This is a genomic window from Limnohabitans simekii (SeqCode), from assembly GCF_965234735.1.
In the GTDB taxonomy this organism is placed as follows: Bacteria; Pseudomonadota; Gammaproteobacteria; order Burkholderiales; family Burkholderiaceae_C; genus Limnohabitans; species Limnohabitans simekii.
Map to the genome: position 1 here is coordinate 90,741 of NZ_OZ248546.1, position 16,692 is coordinate 107,432.

General features: G+C 47.2%; 19 protein-coding genes, 1 tRNA gene and 1 pseudogene. 12 read left to right on the forward strand and 9 right to left on the reverse strand.

What is annotated here, in order from left to right; all coding sequences use genetic code 11:
* Positions 1-667: 667 nt before the first annotated feature.
* The 5 genes from AC8GFP_RS13275 (at position 668) to AC8GFP_RS13295 (ending at position 4,751) form a co-directional block, all read left to right on the forward strand.
* Complete coding sequence (locus AC8GFP_RS13275) at positions 668-1,696, forward strand: tyrosine-type recombinase/integrase (RefSeq protein ID WP_506613967.1); 1,029 nt, start codon at positions 668-670, stop codon at positions 1,694-1,696.
* Between the two features lie 261 nt (positions 1,697-1,957).
* A tRNA-Asn gene (locus AC8GFP_RS13280) sits at positions 1,958-2,033 on the forward strand.
* 126 nt (positions 2,034-2,159) lie between these two features.
* Entirely contained in the window at positions 2,160-3,545 is a 1,386-nt protein-coding gene (locus AC8GFP_RS13285) for a tyrosine-type recombinase/integrase (RefSeq protein ID WP_506613969.1), read from the forward strand.
* A gap of 75 nt (positions 3,546-3,620) precedes the next feature.
* Entirely contained in the window at positions 3,621-4,262 is a 642-nt protein-coding gene (locus AC8GFP_RS13290; RefSeq protein ID WP_506613971.1) for a hypothetical protein, read from the forward strand.
* 9 nt (positions 4,263-4,271) lie between these two features.
* Positions 4,272-4,751: a hypothetical protein gene (locus AC8GFP_RS13295; RefSeq protein ID WP_506613973.1), complete on the forward strand. Its 480-nt coding sequence runs from the start codon at positions 4,272-4,274 to the stop codon at positions 4,749-4,751.
* On the opposite strand, the gene AC8GFP_RS13300 is transcribed toward AC8GFP_RS13295, so the two are convergent.
* The 3 genes from AC8GFP_RS13300 to AC8GFP_RS13310 form a co-directional block, all read right to left on the reverse strand.
* The gene (locus tag AC8GFP_RS13300) at positions 4,741-5,199 is read right to left on the reverse strand and encodes a hypothetical protein (RefSeq protein ID WP_506613975.1); all 459 of its coding nucleotides are present in this window, start codon (positions 5,197-5,199) and stop codon (positions 4,741-4,743) included. The genes AC8GFP_RS13295 and AC8GFP_RS13300 overlap by 11 nt on opposite strands.
* Before the next feature lie 56 nt (positions 5,200-5,255).
* Complete coding sequence (locus AC8GFP_RS13305; RefSeq protein ID WP_506613977.1) at positions 5,256-5,798, reverse strand: hypothetical protein; 543 nt, start codon at positions 5,796-5,798, stop codon at positions 5,256-5,258.
* 68 nt (positions 5,799-5,866) lie between these two features.
* Positions 5,867-6,883 carry a hypothetical protein gene (locus AC8GFP_RS13310; RefSeq protein WP_506613979.1) on the reverse strand — a complete coding sequence of 339 codons (1,017 nt, stop codon included), beginning with the start codon at positions 6,881-6,883 and terminating at the stop codon, positions 5,867-5,869.
* 160 nt (positions 6,884-7,043) lie between these two features.
* Between AC8GFP_RS13310 and AC8GFP_RS13315 the strand changes: the two genes are divergently transcribed.
* Positions 7,044-8,012, forward strand: a complete 969-nt coding sequence (locus AC8GFP_RS13315) for a hypothetical protein (RefSeq protein ID WP_506613981.1) — start codon at positions 7,044-7,046, stop codon at positions 8,010-8,012.
* Between the two features lie 13 nt (positions 8,013-8,025).
* On the opposite strand, the gene AC8GFP_RS13320 is transcribed toward AC8GFP_RS13315, so the two are convergent.
* Positions 8,026-8,349, reverse strand: coding sequence for an integration host factor subunit alpha (locus AC8GFP_RS13320; RefSeq protein ID WP_506613983.1), 324 nt, complete (start codon positions 8,347-8,349; stop codon positions 8,026-8,028).
* Positions 8,350-9,146: 797 nt separating this feature from the next.
* Here AC8GFP_RS13320 and AC8GFP_RS13325 point away from each other — a divergent pair.
* Both AC8GFP_RS13325 and AC8GFP_RS13330 read left to right on the forward strand, forming a co-directional pair.
* Entirely contained in the window at positions 9,147-9,350 is a 204-nt protein-coding gene (locus AC8GFP_RS13325; RefSeq protein WP_506613985.1) for a cysteine-rich CWC family protein, read from the forward strand.
* A 120-nt stretch (positions 9,351-9,470) separates the two neighbouring features.
* Entirely contained in the window at positions 9,471-10,352 is an 882-nt protein-coding gene (locus AC8GFP_RS13330) for a DUF2306 domain-containing protein (RefSeq protein WP_506613986.1), read from the forward strand.
* A 51-nt stretch (positions 10,353-10,403) separates the two neighbouring features.
* Here the strand turns inward: AC8GFP_RS13330 and AC8GFP_RS13335 are convergent, their stop codons facing one another.
* Complete coding sequence (locus tag AC8GFP_RS13335) at positions 10,404-10,895, reverse strand: DUF6641 family protein (RefSeq protein WP_506613988.1); 492 nt, start codon at positions 10,893-10,895, stop codon at positions 10,404-10,406.
* Between the two features lie 130 nt (positions 10,896-11,025).
* Positions 11,026-12,600, reverse strand: a complete 1,575-nt coding sequence (locus AC8GFP_RS13340; protein ID WP_506613990.1) for a hypothetical protein — start codon at positions 12,598-12,600, stop codon at positions 11,026-11,028.
* 285 nt (positions 12,601-12,885) lie between these two features.
* On the opposite strand from AC8GFP_RS13340, the gene AC8GFP_RS13345 reads away from it, so the two are divergent.
* The 3 genes from AC8GFP_RS13345 to AC8GFP_RS13355 are packed head-to-tail and all read left to right on the forward strand — an operon-like array spanning position 12,886 to position 14,083.
* Complete coding sequence (locus AC8GFP_RS13345; RefSeq protein WP_506614008.1) at positions 12,886-13,401, forward strand: ATPase; 516 nt, start codon at positions 12,886-12,888, stop codon at positions 13,399-13,401.
* Positions 13,398-13,598 (forward strand): hypothetical protein, encoded by a 201-nt coding sequence (locus AC8GFP_RS13350; protein WP_506613992.1) that lies wholly within the window; start codon positions 13,398-13,400, stop codon positions 13,596-13,598. The genes AC8GFP_RS13345 and AC8GFP_RS13350 overlap by 4 nt, the downstream gene beginning before the upstream one ends.
* A 38-nt stretch (positions 13,599-13,636) precedes the next feature.
* Positions 13,637-14,083 carry a hypothetical protein gene (locus AC8GFP_RS13355; protein WP_506613994.1) on the forward strand — a complete coding sequence of 149 codons (447 nt, stop codon included), beginning with the start codon at positions 13,637-13,639 and terminating at the stop codon, positions 14,081-14,083.
* A 653-nt stretch (positions 14,084-14,736) separates the two neighbouring features.
* Here AC8GFP_RS13355 and AC8GFP_RS13360 read toward each other — a convergent pair.
* Positions 14,737-14,964, reverse strand: coding sequence for a hypothetical protein (locus AC8GFP_RS13360; protein ID WP_506613996.1), 228 nt, complete (start codon positions 14,962-14,964; stop codon positions 14,737-14,739).
* A gap of 22 nt (positions 14,965-14,986) precedes the next feature.
* Positions 14,987-15,367, reverse strand: coding sequence for a DUF6876 family protein (locus tag AC8GFP_RS13365; protein WP_506613998.1), 381 nt, complete (start codon positions 15,365-15,367; stop codon positions 14,987-14,989).
* Positions 15,368-15,932: 565 nt separating this feature from the next.
* On the opposite strand from AC8GFP_RS13365, the gene AC8GFP_RS13370 reads away from it, so the two are divergent.
* On the forward strand, positions 15,933-16,544 hold the full coding sequence (locus AC8GFP_RS13370; protein ID WP_506614000.1) for a tyrosine-type recombinase/integrase: 612 nt from the start codon (positions 15,933-15,935) through the stop codon (positions 16,542-16,544).
* 12 nt (positions 16,545-16,556) lie between these two features.
* Here AC8GFP_RS13370 and AC8GFP_RS13375 read toward each other — a convergent pair.
* Positions 16,557-16,692: pseudogene (locus AC8GFP_RS13375) on the reverse strand (IS30 family transposase); the annotation flags it as partial.

The following is a 16,692-nucleotide window of genomic DNA, read 5'->3' on the forward strand; positions in this document are numbered from 1 at the left end:
TCACTTCCGATGCTGTTCAAATCATCAAGTTCGAGCCCCGCGTGTAGATCCCAACTTTTACTCTAACTGGTCGGAGCCCCAAGCCTAGCGTCTAACTTTCACTTGTAAAATGACAGCGCTGAACGCAAATTTGCATGTTTTGGCTGGAAAGTTACATTATGTAACTTTTGGGGTTATTACACGAAATATTACACGTTTAATAAAAACGCATGTAAGTCATTGATTTATAATGGTTTTTGACGAGCCTGGATTTCTGTTAACTCCGCAGAAACAGTTTCTTACTAAAAAACACCCCCTAAAAACCCATACAAATCAACGATTTATATCCAATAATTAACCTAAAGAATCAATTACACGGTTATTACACGAATTCTTTGTAGGCTTCTCACATTATGGGAAGTTGCATATTGCAACTGAAGATTTGAAAACCTGTTTTCTGCGGATGGCACCCTCCTCTTAACGACCCAAAACAAAGTCGGCTTTCATTGCCCAAAACTTTGATTTGAGTACTTATTGAATTTCTGTTTTTCCAAGCAGCTTGAGAATCCGTCCAATGCTTCGGGACACTCACCGAAGCGGTTTCCCAAACCGTGGTGCTGAAGCTAAATTCATGTGAAGTCCACTGAACTGCTGCATTTGCTTAGGCTGTGCACCTTTTAAGAATCACATGACAAATGAAATTCAAATTGCACCACGAACTTATCTCAACACCCAGATCACAAGGCGCATCAACGTCAGCGGTATCGATGTTGATGAGGACTTGATCAAGGAGTTGCTGATCAAACACCTTCAAGATTTCAACAGCAAGCAACGCCCCAAGTTGTCGGATGCGTTTGAAATCTACATGACTGAGAACACCTCAGCCCACAGACGCAAATTCAAACTCAATGCCAATCAGTACTTCAAACGCTTTGTGGCGCAGTTTGGCGACATGTACTTGGATGAACTAAGACATTGGCACATCACCCAGTACCGAGATCACCGTTTGGCTGAAGGCCTTCATCCCAACAGCGTTCGAAAGCACAACAACATCCTCAACGCCATGATCAACATGGCATTCAAGCATTTGGATATTGACAGGCTCAGCCCATTCAGAGGTCTGCAGATTCGAGGAGAAGGTGAAAACACCAGACCTATCCCAAACATCACCAAGGAACTGATGCATGAGGTCAAGGCATTTCTGATTGCCCACCCCACTCCAGCCAGTATGGTGGGGCTGATTCAACTCAATACAGGATTTCGAATCTCTGAGCCCACGCTTGCAAGACTGGAGGATTTGGTTTTGGACCATGACATTCCGCACCTGTGGATCAGAAAGAACGAGTTATCTGACCGCAAGACCAGAGCAAGCATCCGGGCTGTACCCCTCTTGGGTATATCACTTGAAGCCGCCAAAGAGTTGCACAGCCGCGCACAGCGCAAAAACTCACCCTGGCTGTTGCCTCAGTACGCCAAGGAGTTTGGTGGTTGCTCATGCTCAGCCATTCTGAACAAGAACCTGAAGCCACTCAACTTCAGAAGCCACATGTTCAGGCATGCATTCATTGACCGGCTTAAAGCTTGCAATGACATTCCACTGCCCTTGGCTGAAAGCATCACTGGACATGGGCGCGGTCAATCTGACTTTGCTGTGTATGGAACAGTTGGTTATTCATTGGAACAAAAGCTTGAGGTGATTCGCAAGGTTCTGATCTAAGAACCCTGGAAATAGCCCCGACGAGACCTATTGGGGCTATTCCAAAAATTGGATACTGGACTCGGAGTCGAACCCTTTATCCATCGAAGATTGCACAGGAAATTAGGTCAAAATTGATGTTGCTTTTTGAACTGAAAACTCAGCAAATTCAAGGTTCCATAAATTATTTGCTACAATGTTTCATCAACGAAATATGCGGGAGTCAACCCATACAGGTGACACCCCTCAAGCATGTTTCTTGCTAGAAAAAACCGAATACATTCCTCGATAGCTCAGTCGGTAGAGCGCCGGACTGTTAATCCGTAGGTCCCTGGTTCGAGCCCAGGTCGAGGAGCCAAAACCCCTTTAAAATCAAGCACTTACAACTTGATTTTAATCTAAAGTATTAATTACACGGTTATTACACGAATTCATTGCCCTGCCGCTGGTTGCACTACTTGTTTTTTGATATTAAAGTGTGTTCATGCGCACACCCGGCAACGAAACAATCGTAGTCAAGCCTGAGCTAATTAGGCTGGTGCGCCGTGACGACAGTAAAAAGTGGCAAGCACACTACAAGCTGGAGAATTTAAAAACTTGGTTCCGCCGCAGCACTGATACAGCCAACGTCAAGGAAGCTGCCAAGATTGCCGAGCGTATGTGGATGAAAGCCACTTTCGATCTTGAGGAGGGTCGCCCAGTCATCAGCAGGAAGTTCAAGCCTGTGGCTGAGGTTGTCTTGCATCGCCTTGAAGCAGAGATTGCTGCCGGTACTGCCAAGCCCAGCGCCCGTGACTATGTGTCTGCCATCAAGCTGTACCTCATCCCCTTCTACGGTGCCTACAACGTGGACGGCATCAAACCCTCTGTGATCTCAGAATTCCATGTGTGGCGGCGTGACAAGGTAGGACGCGAACTCTCAGGCAGTGCTCAGAACAACCACAACGCTGCGCTGAACCTTATCTTTGATGAAGCTGTTGAACGTGGGTACATGACAGCCTATGAACGCCCACTGACCAAGAACACTGGTGCTGAGAGTGACCGTCGTGCGGAGTTCAGCCACGAAGAGCTGGAAACCATGATGAAGTACGCCGCCAAGTTCATTGCAGATGGGCGGACTGCTCGCACCAAAGTCATCCGTGAGCTGCTGGCTATCTATGTACCCTTCATGGCTGCAACTGGCATGCGCCCAGGCACTGAAGCTGAATACCTTGAGTGGCGACACATTGATGTAGAAGTTCGCGATGGGCAGCCCATCCTGCATTTCCGTCTACAGCGCGGCAAACGCGGCGCACGTAACTTTGTAGCCCACAACAGTTGTTGGCTGCTGCTAGAGCGCCTACGTCAGCTCAGTCCGGACTTGAACCACATGACGCTTGAGGAAGTTTTAAAGAAAAAAGTCCCCAAGCTGCTGTTCCGCCTATCGGATGGCTCTGTGCCAGATAACTGGAACAAACCCTTTCGCCAGTGGCTTGAGGAATCTGAATTACTCAATTGCCCTGTGACTGGCAAAGAGCGGAGCCTGTACAGCCTGCGGCACTACTACGCCACCCAGCGTTTGCTTGAAGGAATTCCCATTCACGACTTAGCTGAGCAGATGGGCACATCAGTACTGATGATCACCAAGCACTACAGCCACTTGACTCCACTGATGAAAGCCAAGCAGTTCGCTGGCGTTGTGGACCCCAATGCCACCAGTGGTGAAGCTGCACAGATTAGAGCCATCATGAGTGCACAGATGGCTAACAACAACATCCTGAACTTGGTGCAGATGGGTACAGGTCTTGTCATGCCCCTGATTGCACAAAGCCCTGAATTGACCGATGACTTTGAGAACCGGCTCAAAGCTCAGCGTCGAAAGTCAGCCTAAACCCCTTTTGAACAATTAACTAACCCGACCTGCCCTCACGACTGAAGAATCGTCCTACAAACAACAGCCATGCCAATGAAATCTGTACCCAAGTCCACCATACCCATCAATGCTTTGCATGCTGATGTACGGCGCTTACTTACAAAATATAAATGTAAGTATGAATTACACGAAGTCAGAGCTCAGTTCATGGGAGCTATTGCAAGTCCCATTGATCAGGTCAATCCCATGCAAGAACTCAAATCACTGTGGAATGGCGCACTGCCACCAGTCAAAAACATAGAAGCAGTCAATGAACTCATGCAGGTATTTGCAATGGGACTATGGAATCAGTTGTCTGCTCATTGTGATCCTGAGCAGCCCTTTTTGCTCACTGAATTTGTGGGCAAGTACAACCACAAAGAAATCAATCGCTTTGCTCAGGTCAAGCATCAAGAAATTGATCATTTCATCGCCGGGTTCTTTCAAGGTCAGGACAAAATGCGCTTGCCGCCTGAGATAAACACTGGCTTGGATGATCTAGAGGACTTGGCTGCTATGTTTGCGGGAGTGGTTGATATTCCATCAAATCCTAACGATACAGAATTGATCATGCGCGAATTGATGCATAAATTGACTCAAATTGCCGATATTGCCCAAAAGGAAATCAACTCCATCATCACTAGAACTGCCGATGACAGGCGCAATGGTGGCAGCACCACAAACACCTTGCATTGAAAATACAAAATGTCTGAACTCCTAACCCAGTATTTTGAGCGCTATGCAGAGAACGCTATCACCAAGATGAAGGCTTCTTTGATTGCGGTTGACTACTATGAACGAATCAGACTGAGGTTGGTGCAGAAAGAAGACTTGAGTGGCGAACTAGCCATCATTGCCAAAGTTGGGGCTGCTGGCACCATGACCGTGGTCAAGGAAGCCATCGCAGACTACAAAGCCCAAGTTGCAGGAGCCTGGGAGTTAAACCAGCGCCTGCAAGACATTGGCAAACACAAGATCAGTTTGGTTGTTAATGAACGGGAACATCTACCACGGGCAGATGTCGCCTACCAATTTAAAAGCAAAGCTGGCACGGTGAAAGTTCATATCACCACTGCTGGTGAAAATTACACCGTATCCATCAATGCAGGCAAGAACCCCATGGCAGCTCAAATGGCCTGCATTGAACTTGAGAAGCAACTAACTTTTATCGGCCTTACTGGCTAACGCCACCCTGCTGGCGCGGATTAATTGGTCTAGAGGCCTGCCTGAGCTTGTGTGGTGTGAAGTCATAGGCTTTGTCCAAAAATGCACAGGCAATATCAATATCGTATTTCTCGATATCAATGATCTGCACATTCTTGTTCAATGCAAGGTATTCACCAAAGTTATTGGGCTTGGCATCGTGTGGAATTGCTTTGTAAGTTGGGAAAACAAACCGCCACTCCAAATTATTCATGTCGTGGTTTAAGTGGTAGCAAGACTGCAGTGTCATGGGTGCAAGGCGCATGGAAAGATACAGATCGTAGGTTTCGGTTTGTTCGTCCAAGGCCTGCCAAAGATCCTCTAATTGAACAGCATGGATGATGTGACGTGTTCTTGCCGCGATGTCCAATTTGTATAAGGCTTTTTCAATTGGTTCATCTGAATCAATAAACAGATTGATCTCATCCATGCTCATGTCATAGAGCCGCTTGAAGAGTTGAGCTTGTTCCATATCCTCTTGTCCCTTTAAGCATGTTGAGTCTGAATATGTTTGAATTTGTACATGTCACGCAGGGCACGATCGAAAGAACTCTCAACCTCACTGACCCCCAAGTCATCCAGCACTCCGTAGACGCTGATGTCATCACTGGGCACATAGCCATCAAAGGCATCACTGCTGCCATAGGCCTCATCCAAATCCTCAAGCGCACTTTCGAGTAAGGATTCGGCTCGGTTCTTGGCAGCATCAAGGCCTCTCAAAGCGCTACGGATATGGCCCACATCCCTGCGCCAAGTGTTCAAGGTCTGCTGCGTGACTTCCAAGGAACACAGGGCTTGGTTTTTAAGTGCGCTAAAAGTGGAAATAGCAGAAGTCTCGGCCACAGCCATGAGCGAATCAGCGGGCCAGGGGCTGCGCATCAACGTTGTGGCTATCTCGCAAACCGTCTCCTCATCACTGCCACTGGCGCTGATCACAGGGGAATCCGTGCTTCTTTCAATCACAATGTATTTGGTCATTTGTTTGTCTCCTGTTGAATAACTGTTGCAGTAGCTACAAAGATCAGCCAAGACCCACGCTCATTGAATCGCCATCTCATGTTCAATTTATTGGGCCTTGACTGGTTGACGGACTGAAATTAGTAAGGAGCTTCGTCAGTGTCATCCATCTCAATGACTTCAGTCTGCTTGTACTTCATCGGGATTGCCAATTGGCGTTCCATCTCCTTGCGCAGACTCTCTGGCTGAGTGGGATCCAAGGAAATACTGCGCTTGTAATTACGGACACCACGCTCAAGCAAATACAGGTTGCTGGGCATTTTTTTGCCCAAATATTTGACTAAGTTGTCTTCCCATGATTTGCCTAGATCGTTGGCAGAGATCATCTTGTACTGGTCCCCAGTCACATGGTGCGCCACAAACACGCAAAAGCTAGATGAATCTGTTTCGTTTTCTTTGGGCTCGGTGTGGACATTGACTTCACCGCTGAACTGAAAACTTGTCTTGGATGTCATACCTGTGAGTTGAAAAAATTCCCGGATCAAAGCAGTACGCTCTTTGGTGCTCTTATCTCCCGCTTTCTTGGACAAGGCCACTGATTCCAATTCTTGTGCCTGACTGATACCACCGCGACGAGTGATGTAGGCAGGCAAATCCAACACCGATTGGTTTTCATCTCTGGCCACTGTCAAAACCTTGGTGTAGCGAGTTGCATTGGTTTTGTCAGTGCGAACCACAAACCTAACCATGGCCGCAATAGGTGTGCTGTTGGCTTGAATGTTTATTTGGTGGTTATTTTTGAGATCGGTGCGAATGGCTTCCACAATCTTTTCCTTATGTGGGCTTTCCTCAATCCGCAGCGAAAGACTGTAGATTGATGCCAAGAGTTCATACAAGGCCTGGTGTCCACGCTCCACGACTTCGACTTCAAACTTCTCACCCAGTTTGAACAACTCCTCGCTTTCTTTCATGAAGTTTTGAACTTCAGGCGACAACACTGCCTTGTCAGTGGATTTGTCTTTGGTAATTCCTGTTGACACAAAAGCACTCAAATCAAATGTCTCGAGATCCACGCCCTCGAGTTCTTGTGTAGCAAGTTGGTTCATCAGGGCGGGTGGTGGTGCGATGGTTTTGATAGCGCCGTTTGAAAGTTGCATGGCATTTCTCCTAGGAAATTCGGGACTTCGCAGGCGACATGCACTGCGAAAACCGAGATTAGGAGAGAAATGCGTTACAGAACTGCCTAAGGATTCTTCTGTAACAGTTTTTTGATGAATTTGATAATTTGAGAGGCCATTAACTAAACCGGAGACCGTCATGGATACCCCGAATATGGCCTTGCGTACCTCACAGTTAATTTCTTCAAGCCTGCACTTTTGGTGGGTGGCGTTTCTTAGATGCAGCAAAGACTATTGGTGGATCTGCCAACAAAAAGGCAATTGCTTGGACAGTCGCTTGGTCAAGGTCTGGCAGGACTTTGGCGACGTCTTTGAATACAACTCGCTGATGCATTGGTGGCAAGACCGAGGCTCTGGGTTATTCGATTCACCCCAAGTTGAGATGGATTTTGTGGAATATCTAGCCAGTGGAATGTTGGTGTTGAAACGCAAAGATCTAGTTCATCCGCATAAAGGCAAGATCTGCATCGCAATTCCCTTGGATCTTGATAGAAAGAAAATGCTGGCAGCTGTTGAGGCGGTTTTCAAGATCGCCAATGTTCGAGGCGCACACTATGACCAAGATGCCAAGTACCAGTTGATTTACACAGACCCAAGAACTTTGCGCAAACTAATTCCAGCCTACTGCACCTGGGCGTTGAAACTCTGTGTTGAGCAAAGCCAAAGTAGCAATCCAATACATAAGTGGAAGAGCTACGAAATGGGCAAGCAACTCAAAGCTACCCCAGAACATGTAACAACCATTTACGATTCACCCAAAACTGCAAAAGCCAAGCGCAGCAGCATGCGAACTGATCAAAGCCGCAACAATGCTTCTGCATTGAGTCTAATTTCCAATGTGGAAATTGGAAAGTTTCCATCTAAAGCCAAAGTCACTGCAAAACCTAGATGGACTGAATCGCAGCAAGCAGGACTTGATCAAGCAGTCTCAACAGGTCAATGGCCGCCCAAGGACTGGTTGGACCTAGAACACACGTTCATGCTGCCTGATCAAGGGTTAGATCTCTTCAACGATCAGGGAGCGCCCATTGTTCGAGAGCTAGCCATCTTGGCAGCTATGAACAACATGGAGAAATCGTTTCTTTCCTCTAGGCATGCTGCTGGATAGCAGAACCAGACCCTCATTGCTCAATGCCAGAGTTGATCTGGTCTTTGAGCATTGCGCTGGCCTTGAAAGTAACAACTCGTTTAGGTGGGATTGGTACAGGCTCGCCAGTACGTGGATTACGCCCTGGTCGTCCAGCCTTGGAACGAATCTCAAAGTTGCCAAAGCCTGAAATCTTGACATCCTGCCCTTCAACCAGTTCAGCAGCGATAACCTCAAAGAAGGCCTCAATATAGTCCTTGGCCTCTCGCTTATTCAAGCCCAACTGCTCGTGCAGCATTTCTGAAAGATGGGCCTTGGTCAGGGCTGGTGTATCCAGCGAGTCGAAAGAAATTTCCATTCAGAAATTATTACCGCCAATGGGAGACCATTTGCGCTATGCCTGTCATGACCGCGATTACGGTTCAAAAAAGCACTATGTTTTCTGCCTAAAAACCACGCTTTTGACCCTTTAGAAGGGATTTTGTGGGGTGAAACTTTGTGGCGCTGCCTGCATTCCCTGCTGCAACCCATGAAGATCTGCCTGGCTAAAACTACTGCTGTGCGTGGGTCTCAGCACTGGTTGTGAGCTGGGTAGTGGTGGGGGCCGACTGGGGGTCACTGCTCTAGCCTGCTGAGGCACCGGACTTTTAGGTGGGGGTGGCTTGGGGGTTGGTGGTTTTGGCTTTGGGGGTTGAGCTGGCTTGGGTGGGGCCTTCTTAGGCTTGATTTTCTTTATCTTTGGGGTTGCAGCAGCTTGGGCTTTTTGTCTGGCTAACTCCTTTGCCTGTGCAGCAACAGCAGACCAACCGTTGTCAGATATCAAACGCCAAAGTGCCAGTTGATCTTCTGGATCGGCTATCTCTGTAAATCTCATCTCTGGTCTCCTTTTCATACATTTATTTAGCAAAATTCGGGCATATGCAGTCCCTTCTTTTGATTGGGTCATAAATAGAAATATGCGAATCTTTGAATTGATCAAACCCAAAACACCCGGTCAACTGAGAATTGATCAACTCAGCGCCGCCAGTAAAAGAGCCAAGGACGCTGTCAAGCAAGAACGCTTGCGACAAAAGACACAACGAACACAGCAAGCTTTGCAACGTCTGCGAAATCCTGGATTGAAAGCACCCGTCTAAGCTGATAGGCTTAGGACTTATGAACACCATTGACCCAACCCGCTGCCCTATCTGTCAAGAGCCTAATGTTTGCGCCATGGAAAAGGCCAAAGCTACTGGCACAAAGCCTGAGCGCTGCTGGTGCATGGACGCCGTGTTTACACCTGCAGTGATGGATCAAGTGCCCGCTGCAGCCAAAGGAAAAGCCTGCATATGCGCCAAATGTGCGGAAACACTCAATTAAGTTTCAATTTGTCAGGGCCTAGCTAACTATTTACCCGATTGACATATTTGCATTGGCTCTCATAGGATGATCCTGCTCGATATTTCAAACGTCGGTTTATACAAGCGAGAGGGCTATTGAATGAACATGCCATTTGGTCTAACTATTTTTTTCGGTTCATTAACTCTCTGGGCAGGATTATTGATTTGGGGCCTAACCCATAAAAAATTCACTCCCTTCATTATTTTCGGAATTGCATTTCTACTGTTCATGAATGTCCGCTACTTGATTGAGGGCGCTCCAGCAGCCATTGCTTTCTTTATTGGAATTTACGATGTTCTCGACAACATCGGCTTGCAGTCCGGTCAAACAGCAGCAGCACTGGCAACTTGTCCAGATAACGCCTGTACTGTTTGGGGCTCGACTTATGAATTGCATCCTTCATGGGGCACAGCTTTTCACGATCGATTTATAAATGGCACAGAATTTAGAACAAACCTTCTCTACGCACACTTAGCTTTCAATTCCATCGTCTTTGTTTTGATGCACATTCAGCTATGGCGCCCTGGCTCTGGCGCAAACGCTACCTTGCACGCGTATCTTGGAAGAGTTTCCTTTGCTTGTTTGACCATAGGAACGGTCTGTGCCATTTGGCTTGCAGCCTCTCACGGCTCCGTTGATGAATACGGCGGAAACCTCTCCATGTATGGGTTTTGGTCCATGTCGTTCTTTGTTTATGGCTGTGCTGTGATGGGTGTTTTAGCGATACGAAGAGGGGATGTCACCAGCCACAGAATCTGGATGATCAGATTTGCTGGATCAATGTGGGGGGCGTTTTGGATTTTTAGAGTCATACTGTTTGTGATGGGACCCATTCTGCGCGATTACCCATCGGCAAACATTTTGTTATGTATTTGGGTGTCAGCGCCCTTAGGTATTCTTATTGCTGAAGTTGTCAGAAGAAAAATATTAGACAAGCAATCAAATGGCACAAAACAAAGAAGTGACCTGGCTTATGACTAAATTACCGGAGTTTTTAAAACTGATGTCAGCCTCTTTGTTTGGAAAACCAGATTAATTTGACTTACTAGGTAGCTTCAAAGTTGGACGCTTAGGTCCTTGTGACTCTTTGTCAAAACCCGATTTCACCAAGCCACTGATGGCCTCTATCCGGGCATCTAACTCCCCAGCGTCAACTGCAGAGCGTAAGACCTCAAGTGTGGTCACAACACCTGCAATGCTGTCAGTCTCGATGGCGTTTTTGCCTTCGATGACTTCTAGCGTACGTGCTCCGTAACGAACAGTGATGCATAACTTGCCATTGTCACTGGGCCACCACCAAGGTTTGATCCTCTTGGGGATTTCAACCTTACGGGACTCACCCGTGACAGCGTCTTTAACTGTGCGAAGTTTGGTAGGCTGGTACTGGGTGCCCGCTTGCTCAGCCTTGGCCAATTGGATCTGCTCATGCAATTTGCTACTGAGTTTTTGACGCCGGGCATGCTTGGGGCTTGTGCCCTGGGTCTGCTTGGCCTGTACTAATTTCAATGCGCTTAAACCTGACATGTACTACTCCTTATGTGTGTTGCAGGAATAGCAAATTTATTGTCAGACCATGGCTCTGGACAACCGAAATCGCTGGTAACCCGATGACTTGGCGGGACTCAGGCTAAGGTTGACAGATTCAAAATCAGACTCAATCAACAGACAAGTTTGCGTAATGCTCGCGAGCGCGAATAGTCTCAACGCGAATACGCTCCTCGTGGGCTTCTTGTTCTTTTTTTAAATCCAAATAACGCGGTTCATATCGCTCTAATTGCTTGTGGCTCAAGCGCCAATAAGGATTTTTGCTGTGCTCTTGCATGCAAAGCTCCATCTCATGGCGCAAATCTACACTTAGCTTACGCTTGAAGAATATGGCGTCATGCACTCGGGCAATGGGCGCACGGTCGTATTTTTCGGCAACGGCGCAGACCACGTTCATGACCTCGGTCTCATCGTGCTGGTACAGGTACGCCAAGATCTTGGATTTACTGGGTCTGCCACTAGGTGTTTGCAGGAACGGCTTGCTCAGCAAATCCCGGCGCTGGGCTTTGACACGCTCGTACAGGTGTGCATCCAAGATGCCCTGCTCTTTGATAAATGCCTGAACTGTCAAGTCATTAAGAAACCTATCCCTGTCTGCGCTGTTCCTGATGATGTCTACCAATGCAGGGTTTGACCAACCACCCGATTCGTTTTGCCAACCGTGTGTGGTGACCCTTGCGCCGAAGCTGATTGCAGTAAAAGCTTGCTTAAGCAACTTTGGCTGAAGGTCCAGGGGCACTGGACTGCTCTCATCAAAGGTGAAGTGGCGCACAGTAGCCATGAAGTCATTCTTGTCCTCCAAGAATCCCAGAGTGGCGCTGAATACCTTTCGCAGATCCGCGCCCTGGCCTCGACTGCCTATGTACTGCTTGGCCCAACCCATCTTCCAAGCCACAACACTGCTGCGGATGTCATATTCCCAGCAGTCACCAAGCACTGCTCGGCGCAGTTCCTTGTTGATGTTTTGCACGCTCACGCCCTCGTAATACAAGCGGCCAAAGTCACTGGGCTTTTTGCGCTGTAGGTAGTAACCATTCATCACGCTGGCTATGGCCAAAATAATCCGGGCTTGGCGCAGGGCTTGATTCTTCTTTTGTAAAGTGATGAGTTCAGCTTCTGTACTCAGCCACACGATGTAACTCTTGACGCTTTCCACGTCCACAGGCAGCACATCAAATATATCGTCCAGTTCCGCGTCACTTGCTCGGCGTTTGATTTCTGGGTAAAGCAGGTTGACCAATTGATAACAGCTGAATTCATCTCCCCCTAGGTACTGATCTAACTCTCGGTCATTGCTGATAGATGTCAATATTGTTTCCTCAATAGCCAAGGTGTCCACCATGGTCACAAGATCCGTCAAGCGGCATTGACTAACACCACCAGTCAAGTTGGATCCAAGTACCACTGGTTCCACGAGGCTAAGCTTGTTCTCACGCAACCAACGATGCAAGACCATCTTTTGTGCGCCAATTTGTCCGCCCTCATTTGCAAGTTCTTTAAGGGAAATGGTGAATAGATCTAACTTTTGCTGCAGGGGTGTGGCTGCAAAGTGCAAGCTTTTGAACAGCTTGTTCTCAAGTACCCGGATGTATTTAGCCAAGGCTCTGTGAGCAGAGTTGGCAGGTTTAGGAAAAGCCAGACTCAGGGCTTCGTAAACCTTTGCGTCAATGGTGATTTTGATCAAGCGCTGCCCCCTTGCAGTCAGGACTTGAGAAATCCTGAAATTCACAGGTATTTAGCTGGAATATACAGATTACCTGGCAAATACAAAAAAGTCATGCGCTTATAGTAATTTGTTGCCACTTCCCATATGCCCCAATAGCCCAATTACCTGGTTCATTGACCTGATTGATCCCAATTCAAGCAAGTCCTTGTTTTTGTTAATCGAGGCATAGGTCTGAGGTCGTGGCCCACGACCTGCGGTTGGCAAGCGGCACTGCAGGGGATAAAATCTAGAAAACACAGTTAAATTTTGAAGAAAATCATCATCATTGCAGGACCCAACGGCGCTGGCAAAACCACTTTTGCCCGTGACTTTTTGCCTGCTGAAGCCCAAACGCTGCGTTTTATCAACGCCGACTTGATCGCTGCGGGCTTGGCTCCATTCAATCCAGATACTGCTGCATTCAAGGCTGGCCGCTTGATGCTGGAAGAAATTGATGAGTGTGTGGATGCTGGGCACAGCTTTGCTTTTGAAACCACGCTGTCTGGCATGGTCTATTTGAAAAAGATAGCCTTGTGGCAGGCCCACGGCTACCAAGTCAAACTGTGGTTCCTGTCATTGCCCAATGAAGACATTGCCGTGTCCAGGGTGGCGCATCGTGTTCAACAGGGTGGGCACAATATCCCTGAGCATGTCATACGCAGACGCTTTAAAGCAGGCTTGGCTAACTTTCATGAGCGTTACAGCAAGATAGTTAATTCATGGGCCTTTTATGACAGTTCTGGCATGCACCCTAAGCTCATTGACTGGAGTAACAAATGAACACCAAAGACATTCGCACCTCCACTGATCCAGATTTAGCAGGCTCCTTCGCGGCCATGGAACGAGCAGCACGTGCAGCCCAAGATCTAGCCATCAAAACTAACACGGGTATCGTTGTTGCAGTTGACGGCAAGAACATTGAATTGACAGCAGCTGATTTGATCAAGTTGCGTGATCAACAAGAGCATCACTCATAGCATTAAGTAAATCACTTTGATGCAAGAAGAGTCCTACCGTGGATGACTTTCACCAAATCAAACTTGCACTGAAAGAGATCAATCAGACTCTTCTAACGCAGTCGATGGAAATTGCTGAACTTCGCAGACAAGTCCAAGTCTTAGTTCAAGCCACTACACAACCCTCAAAGTACGCAGAGATTGAACCTGACTGTGGATACGAATGGATGTGGGTTCGCATAAAGATTGATGCTGCAACTTGGTCCAGAATTAAATCTGGAGAACATGTATCAATCAAGGGCAATGGATGGATTCCTGATGCGTCTAAAAAACCCAATCCAAACGATCAGGATTTTCACTGGGACACATGGGAGTTTTATGGCGGAATCAATAAACCCATGAAAGTCTTCATGGACAGCCCCGTGGATGAGGCAACAGATCCTGAGGATCGAATCGCATATGAGGGGCCATTACTCAAAGAATTCATCATGGAGTTTGATGCATAACCGCTTCAATATTGATCATGAAATCATCAAAATCTGATACGGACAGAGCTGCTCGTGAAAATGCTGTATCAAATATGCTGGCCAACCTGCGGATAGAGCAACTAAAGCCAAGCGAAAGCCTTTCTATAAACATTCAGACTATATTGCCGGAACAAAATCAATAGACGATCTTCTTCTAGAAGCAAGAATCAAATACGGCTTGAAATCAAGCAAGTAATCTCAAATTTTTCATTTCAACTAAACAACGTCTTTTGTGTCCTGAGTTGGGTTGTTTAGCGAAAGTTGATTTCACATTAAAAAGTCATGCGCTTATAGTAATTGTTGCCACTTCCCATATACCCAAATAGCCCAATTACCTGGGTCATTGACCTGATTGATCCCAATTCAAGCAAGTCCTTGTTTTTCCACTGGGACTGATTCCGGAATTGATCGGGATATGGATTTGCTACTTGTAGGGGCTAAATACTGGATGCATACCTACCAAGCATCCGTCAAGGTCAGAGCCAACAATGGTCGTAGCCAAGTAGTACGCACTGAAGTTCGGGCACCAAGCAGTCAAGACGCTCGTTGGTTGCTTTGGGCGCAGTATGGATTTCACAGCATTCAAGCTGGGCCATTAAAAGTCAACAGCTGAATTAGTCGCAGCCTTTGGCTCAGCCAACTTCAATAACTCTAGCTACAGCAGCGTCGCAGTTACTGCACTGCCCAACCAGAACTAGATCTCCAGTGTCTACACGGCCATTGAAATTCTTGATCCGAACAACGCCGCCACAGCCAGTACACAACGTATTGGATAAAAAGAACTTTCTATCTTGAGCTGAAATTTCTGACCATAACTTTGCGGCTTCTGGTGTGAATTGCGGAATTTTTTCGATACTCATCCGCCTAGTCTATCCATACCGATCAATACTCGCTGGGCAACATGATCACCCAGTTCTCTTGATCCCAGCAGGCGTAAAGCGTGATGGAGTCCAGGGGAAAGTCTGTATATGGAATCTCCTGTCTGGCGTGTTCCTTGTCATTGCCATCCTCGTAGATCATCACCGCCCTGCCCTCAGTGACCTTCACGTGAACCACTACAAACCAGTCCTCAGTACCAATCTCGCACAAGTGACTGGCAATGGCATCCATCATCCAAAAGCAAGCCGCCTTTTCTGCCAAATGCTTGGTGCCATCGGTCAACAGATGCCTGCGACTGATTCTGTAATAGGCTGTTGTGCCTGTGAATCGAGACATGGTGAAACTGTCCAGTCCCAACTGTTGAAGTTCTCGGTGTGTTTTCATCTCTGTGTTCCTGTTCGTAGACATGACCACAGTTTTGTTTCAGACACGCAGATGGGCAACCGACATTTGGTAACCCGATGATTTGGCGGGACATCGGTCTAAATTCACCAAGCACGAAGTTCAAGCACTGGTCCTAAAAAATCCGCAGCGCAGAAATTTAGACCTGCGGGACCCATTTGAGCAGCGAGCTAGGTCGTGGCAAAAATCTCACGGATTTGCTGCATAACTGCTGTCAACAAGTAAGTGTCTACAAAAACCCACCGTTTAAAACGAGCTACAGCGCATCAAATTCCCAGCCCGAATACTTTGAGTGCTGAGGACCCAGATCAGCGCTTGTAGGGCTTGCTCGCCAATCTGCTCTGGTTATCCACAGAGCGCGTGAGTTATCCAAGAAAAATCACGAAAAATGTTAGTTTTCATAGATTTCAAGGTTTGATCGTTGAAATCATTAAAGAAAAAAACCACTAAAAAGTTATCCACAGTCAGTTCATTTCACCCTACTCCAAGCTAGAAACCCATCACTTTGGCAGGACTCAGGTTGTCCAGATAAATATATGAAAACACAATGCAATTAACGCAAACACATGATTTAGGAGATAACACCATGGCACAAGCAAAGACACTGACAACTGCTGAAATTGAGCGCTTGTTAACGCATATCAATACACGCAAGTACGCAGCCCGTAACAGATCAATGATGATGCTCACACACTGGGCAGGTTTAAGGATCGGCGAAGTAGCCTGCTTGCGCTGGAGCGATGTCACAACCACAAATGGCGAAATCAAAGATGAGATCCGTTTGCTGCCCGACATGACCAAAGGTCGTCATGCTCGTACAGTGTTTGTCAGCGCCAAGCTGAAAGCAGAATTACAGGCCTACGCTGAACAAGCCAAATGCGTGGATCGCAGCTACCCATTCTTTGCAAGCCAAAAAAGCATCAAATCTGGTTTCGGCGCAAACAGCTTGGCGCAAACGTTTGCTCTGCTTTACGAAGGCGCTGGCCTTGAAGGCGCAAGCAGTCACAGCGGACGCAGAACGTTTTTAACAACACTGGCCAACAAAGGCACTGCCATCCATATCTTGAAAACGCTTGCTGGTCACCGCAGCATCAGCACTACTGCTGCATACCTGTACACCAGCCCAACCCAGTTAAAAGCAGCTGTGGAATTGGTTTAATCATTGGCGGATTCAAGTTCGAAGCGCAACGCGCTTGAGCGATTGATGAAACACCTCTGAGGGTGTTTTGAATCCCAATCTTTTTCTTGGTCTGTTATTCAATCTGTTTTGAATCATTCTAATTTCCTCATCGCTGACTGTGGACATG